The sequence below is a fragment of the Mucilaginibacter kameinonensis genome (genome assembly GCF_003675385.1).
Classification (GTDB): domain Bacteria; phylum Bacteroidota; class Bacteroidia; order Sphingobacteriales; family Sphingobacteriaceae; genus Mucilaginibacter; species Mucilaginibacter kameinonensis.
The window spans coordinates 700,645-718,286 of the sequence record NZ_RCWZ01000001.1 but is presented as its reverse complement, the minus strand read 5'-3'; the positions used below and the strand labels follow the sequence as shown (position 1 = coordinate 718,286).

The window sequence follows — 17,642 nt, the reverse complement described above, 5'->3', positions numbered from 1 at the left end:
AAGCTACCTTTCACCTTTATCCTTTCGCCTTTTACCTCAATTAGGGTTTCCCTGTTACTCTTGATGATTCGGCAAGCTCTCCATCTACGTCTACGTCAAAGTAGAGGCGATAGATCTCCCACTCGTTTTTAGGCTTGTAAAACATAAAGGTGATGCGAGCAGGTTGACTTTCGTGTTTAAGCAGGTAACTGTACAGTACCAGGCTGTTTGAGGCCTTACGCTGCATGATGAGGTCTTTACCAAGGTATTTGCCAATAACACTCCTCATGGAGTCTATTTTAACAATAAGCCCGGTTAGCCGGGTTGAATCCATCAGCTTATTGGTTTTAAAAATATCAATTACAGCGCGGGCTGTGCTTTGCTTATCGTATTCTTTAAAAAACTTATCAATATGAGTTTGTACCCCTGCAACAGCGGCCACGGGTGCCGCAGTAGTAGCGGCGGCAGGCTGAGTTTGGGCGGCGGCATTTCCCGCAATAATCAGGGCTGATACTATGAAAAATAACGGTTTAAATGCTTTAAAGTAGGTGTATCGCATGTTCAAAAAAGTTAATTTTTAAAAGTAGGTATTTTTACAAAAATATTTTTGGCGGCAACGTAAAATTTTAGTCAGGCAACACAATAGCGGCCTTTTCAAATTCAAGAAAAAAATAATCCTCCTTTAGTTTTTTATCAAGCACGGCTTTATCATTACTGAATGATGGGGCGCCCGATTCAAAATGCCATTTACCAAGATAAGTAAGTGTATTATTCTCAACTTTAAAAACAATCCGGTGAAGGTCTTCCATTTTGACAAGGCCACTGTCTATCTTATTTTTTACGTTAACCTCAAAATCAATTCCTCTAAAAACCGGTCTTGTATTATCCTCCGTTCCATACCATTTGGCTTTTGAATAATAAAAGTTTACCACCTCATACGTACCGGCCTTTATAAAGAAACAGAATGGATTCTCCTTTCTTGTTCTGGTCGCCGGTTTCACCTCAAATGAAAATAGCTCATTGGTTTCCAGGTTTCTGATCCTGATCCTTTGGTCGTAACCATTTTGCCAAAAGGTAAGGCGTTGAATAAAACTACCATAAATAATGGCCTGGTTTTCTTTTAAAATAGTACCGGCATCTACATATTCTAATGGGGTTATTTTTTGCCCATAAGCAAACAAGCCTGTAAAAAGAAAAACACAGGCAAAAAAATACTTCATATTGATAAGGCTGTTAAAGTTAGGTTTAGGGAATAGGTTAACGCTTTTTCAGAAATTCGGTCCTGAGTACTATGCTCATGCCGTCAACCTTGCAATCAACCTCTTCATCATTATCAGTAAGACGGATCTTTTTAACAAGTGTACCTTGCTTAAGCGTAACACCACCACCTTTTACTTTCAGGCTTTTGGTTAGCGTAACCGAGTCGCCATCCTTCAGGATATTACCATTACTGTCTTTTACTATGAGTTCGTCCATTATTTTAGGGGGAATAGAAAAAAGAAAGAGCCCGATATTTTCATAGCGGGCTCAATTGATATTTTATTTAATAAAACGATTACTTGGTAACGTACATTACTTGTTTAACCGCTTTGATCACCCTTTCAGGGTTTGGCAGGTACTCCTGGATCAAAGTTGGAGCGTAAGGAAGCGGAACGTCGCCACCAGTGATACGCAAAATAGGAGCGTCAAGATAATCGAAAGCGTCTTTTTGTACTTTGAAAGCAACCTCGGTAGCAATTGAACCTAAAGGCCAGCTTTCTTCAATAATTACCAAACGGTTTGTTTTCTTAACAGATTCAATAACTGTAGCGTAATCAATAGGGCGTACAGTACGCAGGTCGATCACTTCGGCGTGGATACCTTCTTTTTCCAGTTCGGCAGCAGCAGCAACAACCACTTTCATGATCTTGCCAAAGCCAACCAAAGTAACATCGGTACCTTCTTTAACAACTTTTGCTTTACCCAGTGGGATATAGTATGTTTCTTCAGGAACTTCACCTTTATCGCCATACATTAATTCCGACTCCATAAAAATAACCGGATCCGGATCAAGGATAGCTGATTTTAACAAGCCTTTTGCATCATAAGGATTTGATGGAACAACCACTTTTAAGCCAGGGCAGTTAGCATACCAGTTTTCAAAACACTGACTGTGCTGTGAGCTAAGCATACCAGCATTACCGGTAGGGCCACGGAAAACGATTGGCACTGAGAACTGGCCACCGCTCATTGACATCATCTTGGCAGCGCCGTTGATGATCTGGTCGATAGCTACCAGCGAGAAGTTGAAAGTCATGAACTCGATGATAGGGCGTAAGCCGTTCATTGCCGAGCCGATGCCGATACCGGCAAAACCCAATTCAGAGATCGGCGTATCTATAACACGTTTTGCACCAAACTCGTCCAGCATTCCCTGGCTTACTTTGTATGCACCGTTATATTCGGCAACCTCTTCACCCATCAGGTATATATTCTCGTCGCTGCGCATTTCTTCGACCATGGCCTCTCTTAGCGCTTCTCTGAATTGTATTTCTCTCATTATCGTAAAATGATGTTTTTTTGCGAACGCAAATATAAACACTAATGTGTTAAATGCAATTAACCGTGGTATTGGTTTGATTTTTAATACATATATTTTACATTTTGTGTCAGTCTCACCAGAGAAAAACACAAAACTACAGCCAGAAACAAAAACAAATAGGAAATTTGATTTATCGGAGGGGTTAATGTGCCTATATTTTGATCCGGATATTGATCTTATCCAGCAAACCGGTAAGCCATACCATTACAAACGCGAATACGATACATTTGATGAGCCCCCCGGTACCCTGGCTTAAGTATTCGGGGTAACCAATCCTGCTCATTTCATATATGGGATAAAACAAGAAAGGGACTATATAACAGGTAAACGTGTTGGTGCCCGCAGGCTCAATCACCTTAAACCAATTGTATTTATTTTTAACATCAACCAGGAAAATAAAGAAGGCATATACCACCAAACTTATACCGGTACAAATGAGCACCCATGATGGGGTATCACGTTCTTTGGAGATGCCTCCGCTGAAATAGCGTACGATAAAGCCCAGGTTAAACAGGATAATGGCTATCAGGATCATAGCCGCCCAAAGCATCTTCATTTCATTATTGGCTTTAAGGCGCATGTACAGTACCGAAATAAATACCCCTGCCATGGTGAAGGATTGCATAGCACCATTACCGGCTATCCAGATGTAGCCCTGCAGCCTGTCGATAAAATCAAGAAAACCGAAATGAACATCCAGGTTAAAGAACATGAAGAACATCCATGCAGCCAACTGAATCCATAAGTGTCCCTCCGAATAATAGTAAATAAGGGCGCAAAGCATGTACGACCAGCCTATCAAACCTAATATGCCCCACCAGGTAAAATGCAGCCAGACATGCCCGGGGTCGCTGGTACGATAAAGGGCAGCCATACCGGCCAGTAACAATATACCGAAGCCCTGCAATAAATAGCGCCTTCTTGGTGGAGTATCCTTGCTGTAATCTAAAAAGATAAAGAAAAAGCTGAACGTTACCAGGCTTTCCCAAACAGGTTTGGGCAGCAGGGTAGTAGCCTCGTTGTAGGTTTCCATATTGGCATGGAAAAACCCTATAAAAATGAGCGCGAACGAGCGGCTTACAATCCGCGACAGCAGCTTGAAATTATCGCCCTGTTTTAACCTGTTTTGAAAAGCAAACGGGATTGAAAGGCCTACGATAAACAAAAACGCGGGGAAAATAGTATCGGCCAAACCCAGCGCATCAACATTTGAGCCCGCGTGTTTTAGCCAGTTTGGGGTATTCGGAATGCCATCCAGGTCATTCACAAATATCATCAGAAACATTGTTACAGCACGGAAAGCATCAATTGAACGTATACGACTCAGAAAATTACTCATTCAGTCATGTAAATGCGCATAGCGCCGTAAATGTTTTAATTTAACGGCAATTAAATTGAAACATTACTATTACATACCTTTTTTTAGTCCCTGTCGCGGCTCAGTTTGCTAAATAAAAGTGGGTTTTCGTTAAGCTCCAGGCCTTCCCTGCGGTTTTTTACGATATGAATAGCGGTAAATAAAGCCTCGCGGAACGAGATCTCAGAAGCCTGATTTTTACCGGCGATATCATACGCGGTACCATGATCTGGCGAGGTACGCACAAAGTTTAAACCAGCGGTAAAATTAACACCCGATTCAAAGGCGATCTGCTTGAAAGGGATCAGGCCCTGATCGTGATACATGGCCAGCACGGCATCAAACTGCAGGTAAGTACCATTGGCAAAAAAGCCATCGGCCGAGTATGGGCCAAATGCCAGGATATTGTTTGAGCGGGCTTCTTCAATAGCCGGTATAATGATATCTTTTTCTTCGCTACCTATCAGTCCATTGTCGCCTGCATGCGGGTTAAGGCCCAATACCGCGATCTTTGGCTTACGGATCCAGAAATCGGTTTGCAGGCTGCTGTTCATTAGCTTCAGCTTGGCCAGTATTTTTTCGGCAGTAATGCTTTCGGCAATTTTTGATACCGGGATATGGCCGGTAACCACGCCAACACGTAAAGTATCGCTCACTAAAAACATCAGCGATTCGGCAGCGCCATCATATTGCTGCAAATATTCGGTATGACCAGGAAACTGGAATTTTTCGTTCTGGATGTTATCTTTATTGATAGGCGCCGTCACCAGGGCGTCGATATAACCTTCTTTCAGGTCATACACAGCACGTTCCAGCGATTTAAAGGCGTATTTACCGCCTGCTTCTGTAACCTGGCCTAATTCTATTTTTACATCTTCTTCCCAGCAGTTGATCATGTTGGGCTTGCGGAAATGAGTTTGCGAAGGGTCATTGATCACTAAAAAATTAAGCTCATTAACCTGGGTTGCACGACGGTGAAACGAAGCCACTTTGGTATGCCCGTAAACAATAGGCGTACAATACTCATAAATTTTGCTATCGGCCAAAGTTTTAATAATTATCTCTAAACCGATACCGTTTACATCGCCAATGCTGATCCCAATTTTTAATTTATCGCTCATTCTCTGTACTGATTCCACTGATTAGTTTTGATTTCACCCATTTATTGAGGCGATTTTATGAACTTTAACAGTGATGATTATTAATGATTTATAAAAGCTTAATGTTTAAAGCAAACCTTTTACCTTTAACCTTTGGCCTTTAACCTATCTTTGCACTTGCAAATAAAAGATTTTAAGCTTACAGTTCCTGATAAAAGCACAAATATGATTTAATTTGCTCAAATATTTGATTAATAATGACATTGGTAAGGGCAAAAAAACATTTAGGACAACATTTTCTTACTGATAAAAACATAGCAGCAAAGATAGTTGACAGCCTGAAACCCGAGGGGCGTTTCGGTCATGTGCTTGAGGTAGGGCCGGGGATGGGTGTGCTGTCTGATTTCCTGCTGCAAAAAACCGACTACGAAACATCGCTTATTGATATCGATACCGAATCGTATGATTTCCTGAAAAAGAAATACCCGCAACTGGGCGACAGGCTCATTAATGCCGATTTCCTGGAGCTTGATTTTAAAAGCATTTTCCCCGAAAGCTTTGCCATTATCGGTAACTTCCCCTATAATATCTCATCGCAGATCCTGTTTAAAGTACTTGACAACCGCCAGCAGGTGGTAGAAGTAGTGGGCATGTTTCAGAAAGAGGTTGCGGAACGCTGCGCGGCTAAAGCGGGCAGCAAGGAATACGGCATCCTGAGCGTATTCTTACAAGCTTATTATAAAGTAGAATATTTGTTCACCGTAAAAGCAGGCGTATTCAATCCACCGCCAAAAGTACTTTCGGCAGTGATAAGGCTTACGCGTAACGAAAAGGAAACCCTTGACTGTGATGAGAAGTTGTTTTGGCAAATTGTAAAAGCCGGCTTTAACCAGCGTCGCAAAACCCTGCGCAACGCCATTTCATCGCTCATTAATAAAGAAAAATTAACCGACGAACCAATGCTCGAACTACGGGCGGAAAGGTTAAGCGTAGCAGATTTTGTAGCGCTTACCAACAAGGTATCGGCAACAAGGTAATTTTTTATATCTCTTTCTGTAAGGATGCATAATTGCCTCTTTACAAAATTCATCATCCGTAGATCTCTTTCAAATAAAAGAAAATGTCATTTCGATAGAGCTGCGAGCGGGAGAACGAGCGCCGGGGCGAAAGAGAAATCTTATACGCCATGCAGAATGACCCTACATGGCGTACAAGATTTCTCCTCACCAGCCCCGCACGTCCCCAATCGGGTTCGTTCGAAATGACACGCGGTTGATTGATAATCATTAACAGGACAGCACTCCACATTATAGGCTATTTTCACCTCCCGCCTGACCAATAGCTCGAAGCTTTCTACCAACTCCCCAAAATTCCCGACCAACTCCTGAAATTGCGACGAATTGTGCCTTTTTAGCGTTTGCAGAGCGCTTTCGGGGCTTTGTCTATTTATATCCGCGGCTGGTATAACTCTTTTTAGCAGTCAAAATATATGTTGTTCATTTGATCATTGAAAATAACAACACAACATATTTAAAAACATTAAAACCTTAACGCCATGAAAACCTCAATAAAATTATCAGCCTTATTTGTATTATTAACTGCAGGTGTATTTGCTACCAAAGTAGCCAAAGCCGACGAAGGCAATGCCGATGTTAATCCGAAAGCAAAAGAAGTAGTAAGCTTTAAAGCCCTTGATCATGATCGCGGTTTAAAAATAAACTTTGCAAAATCTGAAAGCGGAAAATCAGTTGTAAAAGTTTACAATAAAGACAATGAGCTTTTATTGAAAGACATTGTGCCAAGCAAAACAGATGTGAGCAAAGGCTACGTGTTAGATGGTTTGGCAGATGGTGAATACACCATGGAAATCTATACTAACAACCAGATGGTTAAAAAATCAATCCACGTTTATCAGGATGGCGATCAAAAATCATTTTACATCGCTCAATAATAAAAATCACTTCCCCAATATATAAAGAAGGCCCGGTTGATTGAACCGGGCCTTTATTTTTTTTAAACTGCTCCGCTGCTACTGCCCACCGCAAACCCATAACTGCAACCTGCTTATTGCTACTGGTCACTGCCAACTCGCAACTGCAAACTGCCTAATGTTTATTTCCAAACCCAAACTCCCTATAGGTATTTGGGGTATCGTCGGTATTGCTAAACGCGAAAGTGAAGGTAGCTGTCCAGTTTTCATAATCGGCTTTTTTGTCCTGAGCCGGTTCAACGTGGGTTGAGCTAATCATATAAACCCCTTCGCGGCTTAGTTTAAAAAACACCAGTCCGTTATTATCACTTAAAAGCTTTTGCGGAATGATGGTGCCATTCAGTGTACGTACATATTGAATTACCGCGGCATCCTTCATCGGCTTGCCTTTAAACAGAATCTGTGCGGTAACATCATCTCCGTATGCCGACTTATAGGGATTCTGCTGTATCACAATCTCGTAATCTTCGCCCAGCGGTTTATCAAAGTCTTTTCCATTGGCCTTATCAACAGAGATCAGCGTTTTGGAGGATTGGTGATACCTTTCAACAAAGTATTGCTGACTGCTGGCACGGGCTTCTTCGGCCATTTTATCAAGGCCTTCGCTTTCAAGCGCCCTTATAAATTTATTCCTTTCCGATTCTGTTTCATCCTCCCTCACCAGTTCAAAAAGCGCAAGACCCGAGTTCTGAAGCTCGTAAGTAAGTAAACTACTGTCGGCAGGATTGCTGCTTTTTGAAAGGTCTGTTTTTTTAGAGCCCTCATACAGCATAAACTTAGTTGCCTTTGCTTTAGCGTAAATAAATTCATTTTCGGGCTTAAACTCATTACCGCTCAGCAAATGCAGGTTCAGCTTATCGCCTTTGTGCACGTAAAAATTATGTGGCAATAAGAAAAAATCCTGCGAGCTGGCGGCAAAACCGATCAGCAACAGTAACACCAAGAGTAAAATCCCCGTACGTTTCATAGTTTTTTGATAGTATCATCAAACATACAAAGTTTTAAAAACTTCAGTAGTTTTACGTTATGATTTTTGACAGGAAAAACCTCGATAATGATACTTTGCTGGCATTTTACAAAAAACTGCTATTCCCACGCATGGTTGAAGAAAAGATGCTGATCCTGCTGAGGCAGGGGCGCATTGGCAAATGGTTTTCGGGCATTGGCCAGGAAGCCATAGCAGTTGGCAGCGCCCTGGCCATGAATCCAGACGAATATATTTTGCCCATGCACCGCAACCTGGGTGTTTTTACATCCCGGGGCATCCCTTTATCAAGGTTAATGGCGCAATGGCAAGGCAAACCTTCGGGTTTTACCAAGGGGCGCGACCGCTCTTTCCATTTCGGTACCCAGGAGTATAAGATCATCGGGATGATATCGCACCTTGGTCCGCAGCTTGCACTGGCCGATGGAATTGCCCTGGCCGATGTATTATCGGGCAAAAAAAAGTCAACACTTGTTTTTACCGGCGAAGGAGCTACCAGCGAAGGCGACTTTCATGAAGCGCTTAACATAGCTTCCGTTTGGAAATTACCGGTAATATTTTTAATCGAAAATAATGGCTACGCCCTTTCTACCCCAACCAGCGAGCAATACAATTGCCGCGAACTGATTGATAAAGCCATAGGTTACGGCATGGAAGGTCGCCGGATTGATGGCAACAACCTACTTGAGGTTTACAACACCATCACCACACTTAATAAAGCTATCCGTGAAAACCCGCGCCCCATTTTGCTGGAATGTATGACCTTCAGGATGCGTGGCCACGAGGAGGCATCAGGTACTAAATACGTTCCCAATAATTTGTTTGAATGGTGGGCAGGGAAAGACCCGGTCGCAAACTTTGAAAAATACCTGCTTACCGAAGGTGTTTTGCTTAAAGACATGATCCCTGCTATCCGCAAGGAGTTCGCCGCCATTATAGAAACTGAAATTGAAAAGGTTTACGCCGAGGCAGATATCATACCAGATATACCCACAGAGGTGCAGGACATGTATAAGCCCTACAGCTTCCCGGCTGCAAAACCGCAACCTGTTGTAGTTACTAACAAGCGCTACATAGATGCCATTAGCGACGGCCTTAAACAAGCTATGCGCAAATACCCCAACCTGGTGATCATGGGACAGGATATTGCCGAATATGGCGGTGCTTTTAAAATTACCCAGGGCTTTGTAGAAGAATTTGGCAAAGCCCGTGTACGCAATACGCCCATTTGCGAATCGGCCATTGTAGGTGCAGGTATGGGGCTTGCCATTAATGGCTACAAAGCTGTTGTTGAAATGCAGTTTGCTGATTTTGTCACGTGTGGCTTTAACCAGGTTGTTAATAACCTTGCCAAAACGCATTACCGATGGGGGCAGGGCGTTGACGTGGTGATCCGGATGCCGACGGGCGCGGGCACCGGTGCAGGCCCGTTCCATTCCCAAAGTAACGAAGCCTGGTTTACCAAAACACCCGGTTTAAAAGTGGTTTACCCGGCCACCCCGGCAGATGCCAAAGGCCTGCTGCTTGCCGCTATCGATGACCCCAATCCTGTAATTTATTTCGAACACAAATACTTGTACCGCAGCATCAGCGCCGATGTGCCCGATAATGAGGTAATGATTGAGATTGGCAAAGCCAACGTCATTAAACAAGGTGAAAAGGCGAGCATTATTACATTTGGCCTCGGTGTACACTGGGCTTTAGAATATGCGGACAAACATCCGGAACAATCTATCGAGATCATTGACCTCCGCAGCCTCCAACCCTGGGACCATGAAGCAATTGAAGCCAGTGTTAAAAAAACAGGCAGAGCGCTTATCTTGCATGAAGATACCCTTACCAATGGCTTCGGTGCCGAAATTGCAGCTCACATTGCCGAGCATTGCTTTAAATACCTTGATGCGCCGGTGATCCGTTGCGGCAGCCTGGATACTGCCATCCCCATGAATAAAGCTTTGGAAGATCAGTTTTTAGCAAAGGCGAGGCTGGAGGAGAGTATGGAGAGGTTGTTAAGATATTAGAGACCAGGGCCTTATCAAATCAATTTAATTAAGCAAGGCATTAGTAAACATTCTAAAGAAATAAAAAGCCTTAAGATAAGTATCTTGGCTCAAGTTCTTTAAAACGGTTTAAATATAGTCTCTGGATTTTCAGACTTTAAACGACCATAAAATTCAATCGCGTATTTATCTGTCATACCAGATATAAAATCGCAAATGCATCGATGTTTATCAGCAGTAGTTGAAAAATGATGATAGATTGTTTGGTAATCTGATGGCATTAATCGCCATCCTTCATCGTTTTTTAAAACATCGAATATTGTTTTTACAATCTCCTTGCCTCTAAACTCCGCTATTTTAAGTCGGGGGCTTAAAATTTGACTTTCATAAGTAAAGTTTTTCAAGACCTCTACCCTAATTCTAGTTTTCTCTTCTAGATAAACATCTGATAGAGCTGCATTTTCCTTATTCTCGATGTATCTTACTCCTTCAATAGCACTATTTATAAGTTCTGAAGTAAAAGTATTTCGAAAATAGCCATCCTCCGCTACGAGTTTAGAAGCCTTTGTTATTGTATTGACGATGTTAAAAAGAAACGCCTCTTTAGTTATTCCTTTTGTTATACCAATATAATTGTTTCCATCATCGTCGTCTGCCTCGACCAGATCAAATGTGTCAAAATTATAAACACTAGAAAAGATGCTAAAAAGTTCTTCTCGTACGTCGTTTGCATCAAAATCTTTTTTAGTAATGTACTCTTCTTTTTTTAACGCTTTTTCAACTTTACGGGCAACATTTTCAAATACTGCGTCTGGGTAGGAAAAGAAGTTTGTCGGATGATAAAACCCCGCCTTAAACCCATCTTCTAGATCGTACGTCGAATATGCAATATCGTCTGCAATATCCATGATCTTACATTCGACAGTTTTGAAGGGCTTAGTATCATCTCCCGCTACTTTAGTTTTAATTTGCCTGACAAGATTCGATTCAGATGCATAATATCCTTTTACTGCTCTTTTTTTATCTTCCTCCTTACGACTGTCAATAGTTTCTGGAATAGGATTGTCATATTTTAATATAGATGCCAATGACCTAAAAGTAAGATTGAGCCCAAATCTATACTCGTCATTGGGATTTGGCGAATCAATTTTTGTCTTTTTTTCAATTCTTGAAAGGATTCTTAGCGTTTGAGCATTCCCCTCAAAACCTCCAAAATTTCCCATGCATTCATCAAGAGCTTCTTCTCCCTGGTGACCAAAAGGAGGGTGGCCAAGATCGTGCGCGAGGCCTGCAAATTCACAAATATCAACATCAATTTTTTCAGATCCAGATTCTATAAACTGATCATTTATAAATAGCGCAATTGTTTTAGATATCTGAGCGACCTCTAAAGAATGAGTTAATCGGTTTCTAAAAAAATCAGATTCAACGCCAGGATATAATTGCGTTTTTCCCTGTAATCTTCTGAACGAAGGACAATGAATTAATCTAGCATAATCTCTACGATAGGGCGAACGATAATCTTTTTCACCTGTTTGAACAGGAAATTCCCGTTCGGTATCCGAATTAGAATACATTTATGGCTACTTTTTAACAGTTATAGTCTTCTTATAATCTGCATTAGTGCCGTGCTTTGAAGCAGTTGTGCCTTTAATTTGATAGGTTCCCTTATAGGCATCGGAAATGGCTTTTTTTAATGCCTGAGATTCGTATGAAGAATTTGGATCTTTCGTTGCCATGATGTTGATTTATATACAAATATAAAAACATAATAAAATATAATAAAATATAATTACAGAACATATAACGGACAAATCGCAGTTCATTAGAAGCCTTAAGCAAAACTTCCCCTCAATTACTTAAAACCCAATTCGCTTCTTCATTCGCCGCTAACGTAATTACAGCATCCGGGCTTTCTATTTTCAACTTACCAGCCAACTTCAATTGCTTCCCTTTAAATACCGATGATAAATCCACTGCAAAACGCCTTGGCTTGTCGGATAGGTTCTTTAACTTGAAACCTTTTGCGGTGATGGTATAACGTATATTATACAACGGGTTTGTAAATTCAATTGTGCCATATCCGTTAACCTTGGGCTTAATGCTTAAATCGGCATTTAAGGTGTGTTGAATGCCTAAATAATTATCTATCAAAATGGATGTATAAACGCAGGGATATTCATAATACATATCTGCGCCGTGCCAGTCTTTATTGTCAACGTAGTAAACATGATTCATATCATAACGTTCGCCCATGTAATAGGAATCCTTAACGGCTTCGGCGGCAACAGTTTTAAGTTGTTTATACAGCATTTCGTTGTTGTTAAGCCATTTCCAGTAGGAGGCATCCCACCACCAATAGCGCCCGGCAGCACAAAGGTCATAAGGGCCTCCATCACCAATCTCATTTTTGTCATAGGCTGCTACATCTGCCGAGATAAAACTCGGGAACCGTTGAAATTCGGCCAGGTTTGAGTTAACCAGCTTGGCAACCGCCTGGGTTTGAGTTTCTGTTGTATAACCAAACATAGCTGGCAGAATATTGGCCAGCAAGTGGATATGATTGTGTTTTACGCCGCTTCTGTCTACCCAATCCACAAACCGCTGTTCCTGTTCATCCCAAAAACCCTGTGGTAATGGCTGAACCAATTGATGAGCTATCTTTTTTGAAAACCCGGCATAGTAATCTGATTTATTTCCCCGGTTCAAAATGCTTTCCATTTGTGCCAGCAATTGAAAAGTATAAGCTGCCAACGCGCCCGACATGGTTTCCCTACCATCTTTCATTACCTGATCTTCATAATACACGTCAGACCATACACGCCCATACTGATCTGTGTTTGCGATAGTAAGCGCGGCAGCTTTTTCAAGGTTTTCAATGTTTTTACTGAGCCATACAGAATCTTTGGTTGCCTCAAAATAATGGAATGCCTCTTCCTGAATTTCCATATTGCCAGTTAACAAAAACATATTGGCATTCACCTTATTGTTTTGGCTGTTCCGGCGGATATGGTATTCACGCTCACCGCTGGGCTGTACAGAACATGGATCCCTAAACAAACCTTCCGGATCATCCTGCATTAACTTAAACTGAAGCTCCATCATGCGCCTTACCACGTCGATATCAAGATCAGAAACAAAAGCAAGCCGCCCTTTTATTTGAAATTCGTGATCAACATCCGGGTATGAACCGGCATAGGCCTTAGGGTTTAATGTACTGATTACGTACCCGCTTGAATAAGGATAGTTTTTAGCCTTTGTTTTTTCTATTACCGATTGCAACATGGTTCCCCAGTAAAAACCGGCCAGGGTGTTTGCAAAAGCATCGCCGCCTTGTATGTTGAGGGCATAACGGTTATTAAAACAATCGCTATGCGGACGGGCCTCGGCGGTATGCAACTCAAATTTTTTAGAATATACATTTACCCTCAACCGGTCGTTTTCAGAAACCGCCGTCACCGAGTCACTTCCCGATAATTTGATCAAATAAGCCTTATCCTTCGAAAGCGCGTCCTGAGGCAGGATCCACAAATTTGTATTCGCGCTGATTTTACCAGAGGCGTCATTTAAAGGCAGAACGTACCATTTATTATCTTCCCGGCTCACGCCAACGCAGGTATGCGTTTGAAAAACCAGTTCAACAGGCTTGCTGCCATCCTGTGTACTTACTGTCGAAAAGCCTTTTGTCTTTTTAATATCGGCATTTTTACTATTCAGCAAAATGCCCGAAGGCTTCACCTGGGCATAGGTTATAAAACCACTTAATAAAAAAAGTGCGATTAAAAGTTTTCTCATGTGATTATAAATTGGGGGAGTATCTTAAAATTTCGCATAACATGTCGGGCTTCGCGCAGGAAGCCTTTACATCGGTCATATTGCCAAATAATGTCAATTTTACAGATATTTTATTGGTCAGTAGAAGGGCATGCATTATACACGCAATTCTCCTTCTGTTTCAGGTTTATTCGGTAACGAATATAAATGTTTACCGCAGCAAAATAGCTCTTTGGGAAACATATTATGACAGCGTTTGTATTAAATCTATATTATATCCCTGCAAAACCAAAACACGATGCATCCAAAAATGATATGGGCCAACCTGGCCGTTGACGATTTAGCGCGAACAACAAAATTTTATACCGACTTGGGCTTTAAACTTAATTGCTCCCCCAATGATCAGCTAACCAGTTTTATTATTGGAGAAAATCAATTTGTAATACACTTTTTTCTGAAGAAAGTGCTGCAAGCCAACATGAAAATTGAAATATCAGACGCACAATCAGCAGCTGAGATATTATTCTCACTTTCGGCCGAAAGTAAAGAACAAGTAGACCAATGGGCAACCGATGTTACCAAAGCGGGAGGGAAGCTGCTCTCCCCACCGGAAGCATTTGGCGAAGGCTATTACGGCTTTATGTTTGCCGATCCGGACGGGCACCGGTTTAATGTGTTTCATATGTAAGATCGACTCTTACCGAACACTTTCTTTTTACGCCGCGTTCGAGATAAATTTCACCAAACTCCTTTTGGCCACCGGCAAAAGGGTTTGCTCAAGCGGGAAAGTAATATCGCTGTGTACATAGTAAACCGCAGGGTTGGGTATAAACTTATTACGGTTAATAAGGTGCAGTTTGATACTTTCGGGCGTATTGGCTATGCTTTGCTCATAGGTATCAACAAAAGATATATTGATGCCACGATATTTATCATCCTTACCCTCAAAAATGGTGATCTGGTATTCATAGATGCGGTTGGTGCTTTCCTTGCCGTTACGTAACGAAAAGTAACCATGATAAGGCATTAAGGGGATAATACCTACCGGATCGATATTAACATGCCTTTCAACAAAATCATAAATATCCCTGCCGGTTTTTATGGCCGGATCTATCTTGCCGAGTGCATAGGTAATGATATGTTCTATCTCCTGCATGCTCTGATCATCGGTAATGATCTTTTGATAGGTAAGCTTAACAGCATCAATATCGGCCTGGGACAAGCGTTGCGGAAAGGCCTGCTGCAACAACGATTTATTCGTTTTGAAATCGATGAGGTTGTTGTAGTGAAAAATCAGGTCGGCCAGGTTAGGGTATAATCGGCTGTTATCAAAATGACTGTTAATTTCCTGCAGGTAACTTAACAGGATATATTTTTTGTATTCAAAATCAATATGACCTTCAATAAACCAATTTGCACCTAATTGCCTCATTTTTCCGCCTCCTTTTGATAGCTTAATTTAAACAAAAAACACCAACTTTGCAACATGCCCTATGGAACCCTTTATTTAATTCCTGTACCATTGGCCGATGATGCAGCTGCAAAGTCATTTACGCCATACCTGGTTGATACCATTAACAGTATCAAAGAATACATTGTGGAGAATGAAAAAACCGCCCGCCGCTTTTTAAAAGAGGCCGGTTTAAAAACCCCGCAAAGCGAACTCATTATTCACGATTATGGCAAGCATAACCGCGATATGGGCAACGCCGATTTTTTTAAAGGCCTGCAAGCCGGTAATGATGTTGGTTTGATGAGCGAGGCCGGTTGCCCCGGTGTAGCCGATCCGGGAGCTGAGATTGTGGATAAAGCCCATCGCATGGGTATTAAGGTTGTGCCTTTAGTTGGCCCAAGCTCCATTTTACTGGCGCTGATGGCCTCGGGCTTTAGCGGCCAAAGTTTTGCTTTTCATGGCTACCTGCCTATTGATAAGGTGCTTCGCGCCAAAAAGATCAAGGAGCTGGAAAATACAGCCATTAAGCTCGATCAAACCCAGATGTTTATTGAAACACCTTTCCGCAACAACCCTATGCTTGAGGAGATTCTGAAAAGCGGTAATCCTAAAACCAAACTCTGTATAGCCTGCGATCTTACAGCCGCTACCGAGTTGGTACAAACCAAAACCATTGCCGACTGGCAAAAGAAAGTGCCTGATCTGCATAAACGTCCAACTATCTTTTTAATCTATCACGGCAATAAATGACCATAAGCCAGCAGCATACCCCGGTTGTAATTGTAGGCGCCGGTCCGTCAGGTTTGATGATGGCCGCCCAACTTTTACGCTATGGTGTGCAGCCGGTAATTATCGATAGCAGGCAGGGGCCAACCACGCATTCAAAAGCGTTGGCAGTCCAGGCACGGTCTATGGAAATCTACAGACAAATGGGCATTATAGATAAGGTGCTCAGCGATGGCAAACGTGGTGGCGGTGTTCAATTTAACCAGGAAGGAGAAGAGGTAGCCAGTCTTTCGCTTTCAAACGTTGGCGAAACTCAAACAGCTTTTCCTTTTATCCAGATGTATCCGCAGAGCAAAAACGAGCGGTTATTGCTGGATTTTATTACCCTCAATTGCTGCCCCGTTTACTGGAATACTTCGCTGCTATCCTTAAGCCAAAATACCGAAAAAGTAACCCTGCAATTGCAAAGCGGCGAAGATAAGCAAACCATCACCTGCGATTGGTTGATTGGAGCCGACGGCGCGCACAGCACCGTACGCAAGCAACTCAATATTCCTTTTAATGGTGATACCTATCAGCACCAGTTTTATTTGGCCGATATCAAAATAGATGCAGATTTTGGCGATAAAGTAAACCTGTTTCTGTCAAAAAAGGGGTTCGCTGGCTTTTTCCCCATGCCCGATGAACGGAACTACCGCGTAGTAGGAAACCTTCCCGATGAGTTTGATGGTAAAGATGAATTGCAAATTGAAGAGATATTGCCTCACCTGCGGGATGTTACCAAACAGCAGATCATTGTTGAGCAAACCAACTGGTTCACCACTTATCGCCTGCATCACCGCATGGCCGATAAATTCAGGGAGCAACGCTGTTTTTTAATTGGCGATGCAGCGCATATCCATTCGCCGGTTGGCGGGCAGGGCATGAACACAGGTCTGCAGGATGCCTATAACCTGGCCTGGAAACTGGCCGGTGTTGTTAATAACCAGCTTAAAGTATCGGTTTTGGATAGCTACGCGCAGGAAAGAATGCCCGTAGCCAAAGATCTGCTCAATACCACCGACCGCATTTTTAAAATGATCCTGTCGCGCAACTGGTTTATTAATTTGCTGAAGAAGTATTTACTGCCCGTAGTTTTAAAATGGGTATGGAGTAAACCTCATTTGCGCGAGGCATTTTTTAAACGCGTGTCACAAACCGGCATCGCCTATCGCGACAGCAGCATAAACCTTAACCTAAGCCATGCCAGCCAGATCAAAGCCGGCGACAGGCTGCCTTACCTCAAGGTTTTTGACGAAAAACGTCAACTGGAAACCGACCTGCACGAATGGTGCAGCAAACCAGGCTTTACGCTCATTTGCCTTGGCAAACTCAAAGAGCTCGACCTGTTTACCTTAGCCAAATGGATCACCCAAACCTATGGGGCCAGCCTCAACTTTTTTTACCTGCCCCCATCAACCAAAAACCAACACATTTTTGATGCTTTCGACGTCAAAGAAAATCAAAAGAAAGCGCTCATCATCCGTCCCGATATGCACATTGGCTTTTTAAATGATGTAGTGGATATTGATATGATGGATAATTATTTGCTGAATATAGCGGGGGTAGTTCATGGTTCATAGATCATGGTTCATGGTAATGGCCGCCTTTGTTCGCTTTGCATTTCTGCTGTTTACCATCAAACTAAAAACCACCCA

At 42.2% G+C, this 17,642-nt stretch carries 17 protein-coding genes; 6 read left to right on the top strand and 11 right to left on the bottom strand.

Annotated elements, in window-relative coordinates:
- Positions 1 to 40 precede the first annotated feature (40 nt).
- The 6 genes from EAH55_RS03215 to pdxA all read right to left on the bottom strand — a co-directional run bounded on the left by EAH55_RS03215 (position 41) and on the right by pdxA (position 5,038).
- Positions 41 to 538: a hypothetical protein gene (locus EAH55_RS03215; protein WP_121808457.1), complete on the bottom strand. Its 498-nt coding sequence runs from the start codon at positions 536 to 538 to the stop codon at positions 41 to 43.
- Positions 539 to 605: 67 nt separating this feature from the next.
- Positions 606 to 1,199 carry a hypothetical protein gene (locus tag EAH55_RS03210; RefSeq protein WP_121808456.1) on the bottom strand — a complete coding sequence of 198 codons (594 nt, stop codon included), beginning with the start codon at positions 1,197 to 1,199 and terminating at the stop codon, positions 606 to 608.
- A gap of 37 nt (positions 1,200 to 1,236) precedes the next feature.
- Positions 1,237 to 1,455 carry a zinc ribbon domain-containing protein YjdM gene (locus EAH55_RS03205; protein ID WP_114941727.1) on the bottom strand — a complete coding sequence of 73 codons (219 nt, stop codon included), beginning with the start codon at positions 1,453 to 1,455 and terminating at the stop codon, positions 1,237 to 1,239.
- A 79-nt stretch (positions 1,456 to 1,534) separates the two neighbouring features.
- Positions 1,535 to 2,518 (bottom strand): pyruvate dehydrogenase complex E1 component subunit beta, encoded by a 984-nt coding sequence (locus tag EAH55_RS03200; protein WP_112574632.1) that lies wholly within the window; start codon positions 2,516 to 2,518, stop codon positions 1,535 to 1,537.
- 193 nt (positions 2,519 to 2,711) lie between these two features.
- Entirely contained in the window at positions 2,712 to 3,899 is a 1,188-nt protein-coding gene (locus EAH55_RS03195; protein WP_121808455.1) for a DUF5009 domain-containing protein, read from the bottom strand.
- An 83-nt stretch (positions 3,900 to 3,982) separates the two neighbouring features.
- The gene (pdxA, locus tag EAH55_RS03190; protein ID WP_114941693.1) at positions 3,983 to 5,038 is read right to left on the bottom strand and encodes a 4-hydroxythreonine-4-phosphate dehydrogenase PdxA; all 1,056 of its coding nucleotides are present in this window, start codon (positions 5,036 to 5,038) and stop codon (positions 3,983 to 3,985) included.
- A 236-nt stretch (positions 5,039 to 5,274) separates the two neighbouring features.
- Between pdxA and rsmA the strand changes: the two genes are divergently transcribed.
- Together rsmA and EAH55_RS03180 are read left to right on the top strand one after the other, a co-directional pair.
- Positions 5,275 to 6,054 (top strand): 16S rRNA (adenine(1518)-N(6)/adenine(1519)-N(6))-dimethyltransferase RsmA, encoded by a 780-nt coding sequence (rsmA, locus tag EAH55_RS03185; RefSeq protein ID WP_121808454.1) that lies wholly within the window; start codon positions 5,275 to 5,277, stop codon positions 6,052 to 6,054.
- Positions 6,055 to 6,572: 518 nt separating this feature from the next.
- Entirely contained in the window at positions 6,573 to 6,968 is a 396-nt protein-coding gene (locus EAH55_RS03180; protein WP_121808453.1) for a hypothetical protein, read from the top strand.
- 154 nt (positions 6,969 to 7,122) lie between these two features.
- Here EAH55_RS03180 and EAH55_RS03175 read toward each other — a convergent pair whose 3' ends face one another.
- Positions 7,123 to 7,974, bottom strand: coding sequence for a DUF4198 domain-containing protein (locus EAH55_RS03175; RefSeq protein WP_112574639.1), 852 nt, complete (start codon positions 7,972 to 7,974; stop codon positions 7,123 to 7,125).
- Positions 7,975 to 8,033: 59 nt separating this feature from the next.
- On the opposite strand from EAH55_RS03175, the gene EAH55_RS03170 reads away from it, so the two are divergent.
- Positions 8,034 to 10,013 carry an alpha-ketoacid dehydrogenase subunit alpha/beta gene (locus EAH55_RS03170; protein ID WP_121808452.1) on the top strand — a complete coding sequence of 660 codons (1,980 nt, stop codon included), beginning with the start codon at positions 8,034 to 8,036 and terminating at the stop codon, positions 10,011 to 10,013.
- Positions 10,014 to 10,111: 98 nt separating this feature from the next.
- On the opposite strand, the gene dgt is transcribed toward EAH55_RS03170, so the two are convergent.
- The 3 genes from dgt to EAH55_RS03160 all read right to left on the bottom strand — a co-directional run bounded on the left by dgt (position 10,112) and on the right by EAH55_RS03160 (position 13,787).
- Entirely contained in the window at positions 10,112 to 11,569 is a 1,458-nt protein-coding gene (gene dgt / locus EAH55_RS03165; RefSeq protein WP_121808451.1) for a dGTP triphosphohydrolase, read from the bottom strand.
- Positions 11,570 to 11,575: 6 nt separating this feature from the next.
- On the bottom strand, positions 11,576 to 11,731 hold the full coding sequence (locus EAH55_RS30800) for a hypothetical protein (protein ID WP_162996735.1): 156 nt from the start codon (positions 11,729 to 11,731) through the stop codon (positions 11,576 to 11,578).
- Positions 11,732 to 11,843: 112 nt separating this feature from the next.
- Positions 11,844 to 13,787 carry a hypothetical protein gene (locus EAH55_RS03160; RefSeq protein ID WP_121808450.1) on the bottom strand — a complete coding sequence of 648 codons (1,944 nt, stop codon included), beginning with the start codon at positions 13,785 to 13,787 and terminating at the stop codon, positions 11,844 to 11,846.
- A 277-nt stretch (positions 13,788 to 14,064) separates the two neighbouring features.
- On the opposite strand from EAH55_RS03160, the gene EAH55_RS03155 reads away from it, so the two are divergent.
- Positions 14,065 to 14,454, top strand: a complete 390-nt coding sequence (locus EAH55_RS03155) for a VOC family protein (protein ID WP_121808449.1) — start codon at positions 14,065 to 14,067, stop codon at positions 14,452 to 14,454.
- Positions 14,455 to 14,481: 27 nt separating this feature from the next.
- Here EAH55_RS03155 and EAH55_RS03150 read toward each other — a convergent pair whose 3' ends face one another.
- Positions 14,482 to 15,198 carry a hypothetical protein gene (locus tag EAH55_RS03150; RefSeq protein ID WP_112574642.1) on the bottom strand — a complete coding sequence of 239 codons (717 nt, stop codon included), beginning with the start codon at positions 15,196 to 15,198 and terminating at the stop codon, positions 14,482 to 14,484.
- 54 nt (positions 15,199 to 15,252) lie between these two features.
- Here EAH55_RS03150 and EAH55_RS03145 point away from each other — a divergent pair, with 54 nt between their 5' ends.
- Both EAH55_RS03145 and EAH55_RS03140 read left to right on the top strand, forming a co-directional pair.
- Entirely contained in the window at positions 15,253 to 15,969 is a 717-nt protein-coding gene (locus EAH55_RS03145; protein ID WP_121808448.1) for an SAM-dependent methyltransferase, read from the top strand.
- Positions 15,966 to 17,567 carry an FAD-dependent monooxygenase gene (locus tag EAH55_RS03140; RefSeq protein ID WP_121808447.1) on the top strand — a complete coding sequence of 534 codons (1,602 nt, stop codon included), beginning with the start codon at positions 15,966 to 15,968 and terminating at the stop codon, positions 17,565 to 17,567. The genes EAH55_RS03145 and EAH55_RS03140 overlap by 4 nt, the downstream gene beginning before the upstream one ends.
- Positions 17,568 to 17,642: the final 75 nt, after the last annotated feature.

Bases quoted from the DNA above. Each gene is read 5' to 3' on its own strand.
- EAH55_RS03145 (WP_121808448.1), top strand. From the start codon at position 15,253: ATGCCCTATGGAACCCTTTATTTAATTCCTGTACCATTGGCCGATGAT.
- EAH55_RS03215 (WP_121808457.1), bottom strand. From the start codon at position 538: ATGCGATACACCTACTTTAAAGCATTTAAACCGTTATTTTTCATAGTA.
- dgt (WP_121808451.1), bottom strand. From the start codon at position 11,569: ATGTATTCTAATTCGGATACCGAACGGGAATTTCCTGTTCAAACAGGT.
- EAH55_RS30800 (WP_162996735.1), bottom strand. From the start codon at position 11,731: ATGGCAACGAAAGATCCAAATTCTTCATACGAATCTCAGGCATTAAAA.
- EAH55_RS03180 (WP_121808453.1), top strand. From the start codon at position 6,573: ATGAAAACCTCAATAAAATTATCAGCCTTATTTGTATTATTAACTGCA.
- pdxA (WP_114941693.1), bottom strand. From the start codon at position 5,038: ATGAGCGATAAATTAAAAATTGGGATCAGCATTGGCGATGTAAACGGT.
- EAH55_RS03205 (WP_114941727.1), bottom strand. From the start codon at position 1,455: ATGGACGAACTCATAGTAAAAGACAGTAATGGTAATATCCTGAAGGAT.
- rsmA (WP_121808454.1), top strand. From the start codon at position 5,275: ATGACATTGGTAAGGGCAAAAAAACATTTAGGACAACATTTTCTTACT.
- EAH55_RS03210 (WP_121808456.1), bottom strand. From the start codon at position 1,199: ATGAAGTATTTTTTTGCCTGTGTTTTTCTTTTTACAGGCTTGTTTGCT.
- EAH55_RS03200 (WP_112574632.1), bottom strand. From the start codon at position 2,518: ATGAGAGAAATACAATTCAGAGAAGCGCTAAGAGAGGCCATGGTCGAA.
- EAH55_RS03195 (WP_121808455.1), bottom strand. From the start codon at position 3,899: ATGAGTAATTTTCTGAGTCGTATACGTTCAATTGATGCTTTCCGTGCT.
- EAH55_RS03150 (WP_112574642.1), bottom strand. From the start codon at position 15,198: ATGAGGCAATTAGGTGCAAATTGGTTTATTGAAGGTCATATTGATTTT.
- EAH55_RS03155 (WP_121808449.1), top strand. From the start codon at position 14,065: ATGCATCCAAAAATGATATGGGCCAACCTGGCCGTTGACGATTTAGCG.
- EAH55_RS03170 (WP_121808452.1), top strand. From the start codon at position 8,034: ATGATTTTTGACAGGAAAAACCTCGATAATGATACTTTGCTGGCATTT.
- EAH55_RS03160 (WP_121808450.1), bottom strand. From the start codon at position 13,787: ATGAGAAAACTTTTAATCGCACTTTTTTTATTAAGTGGTTTTATAACC.
- EAH55_RS03175 (WP_112574639.1), bottom strand. From the start codon at position 7,974: ATGAAACGTACGGGGATTTTACTCTTGGTGTTACTGTTGCTGATCGGT.
- EAH55_RS03140 (WP_121808447.1), top strand. From the start codon at position 15,966: ATGACCATAAGCCAGCAGCATACCCCGGTTGTAATTGTAGGCGCCGGT.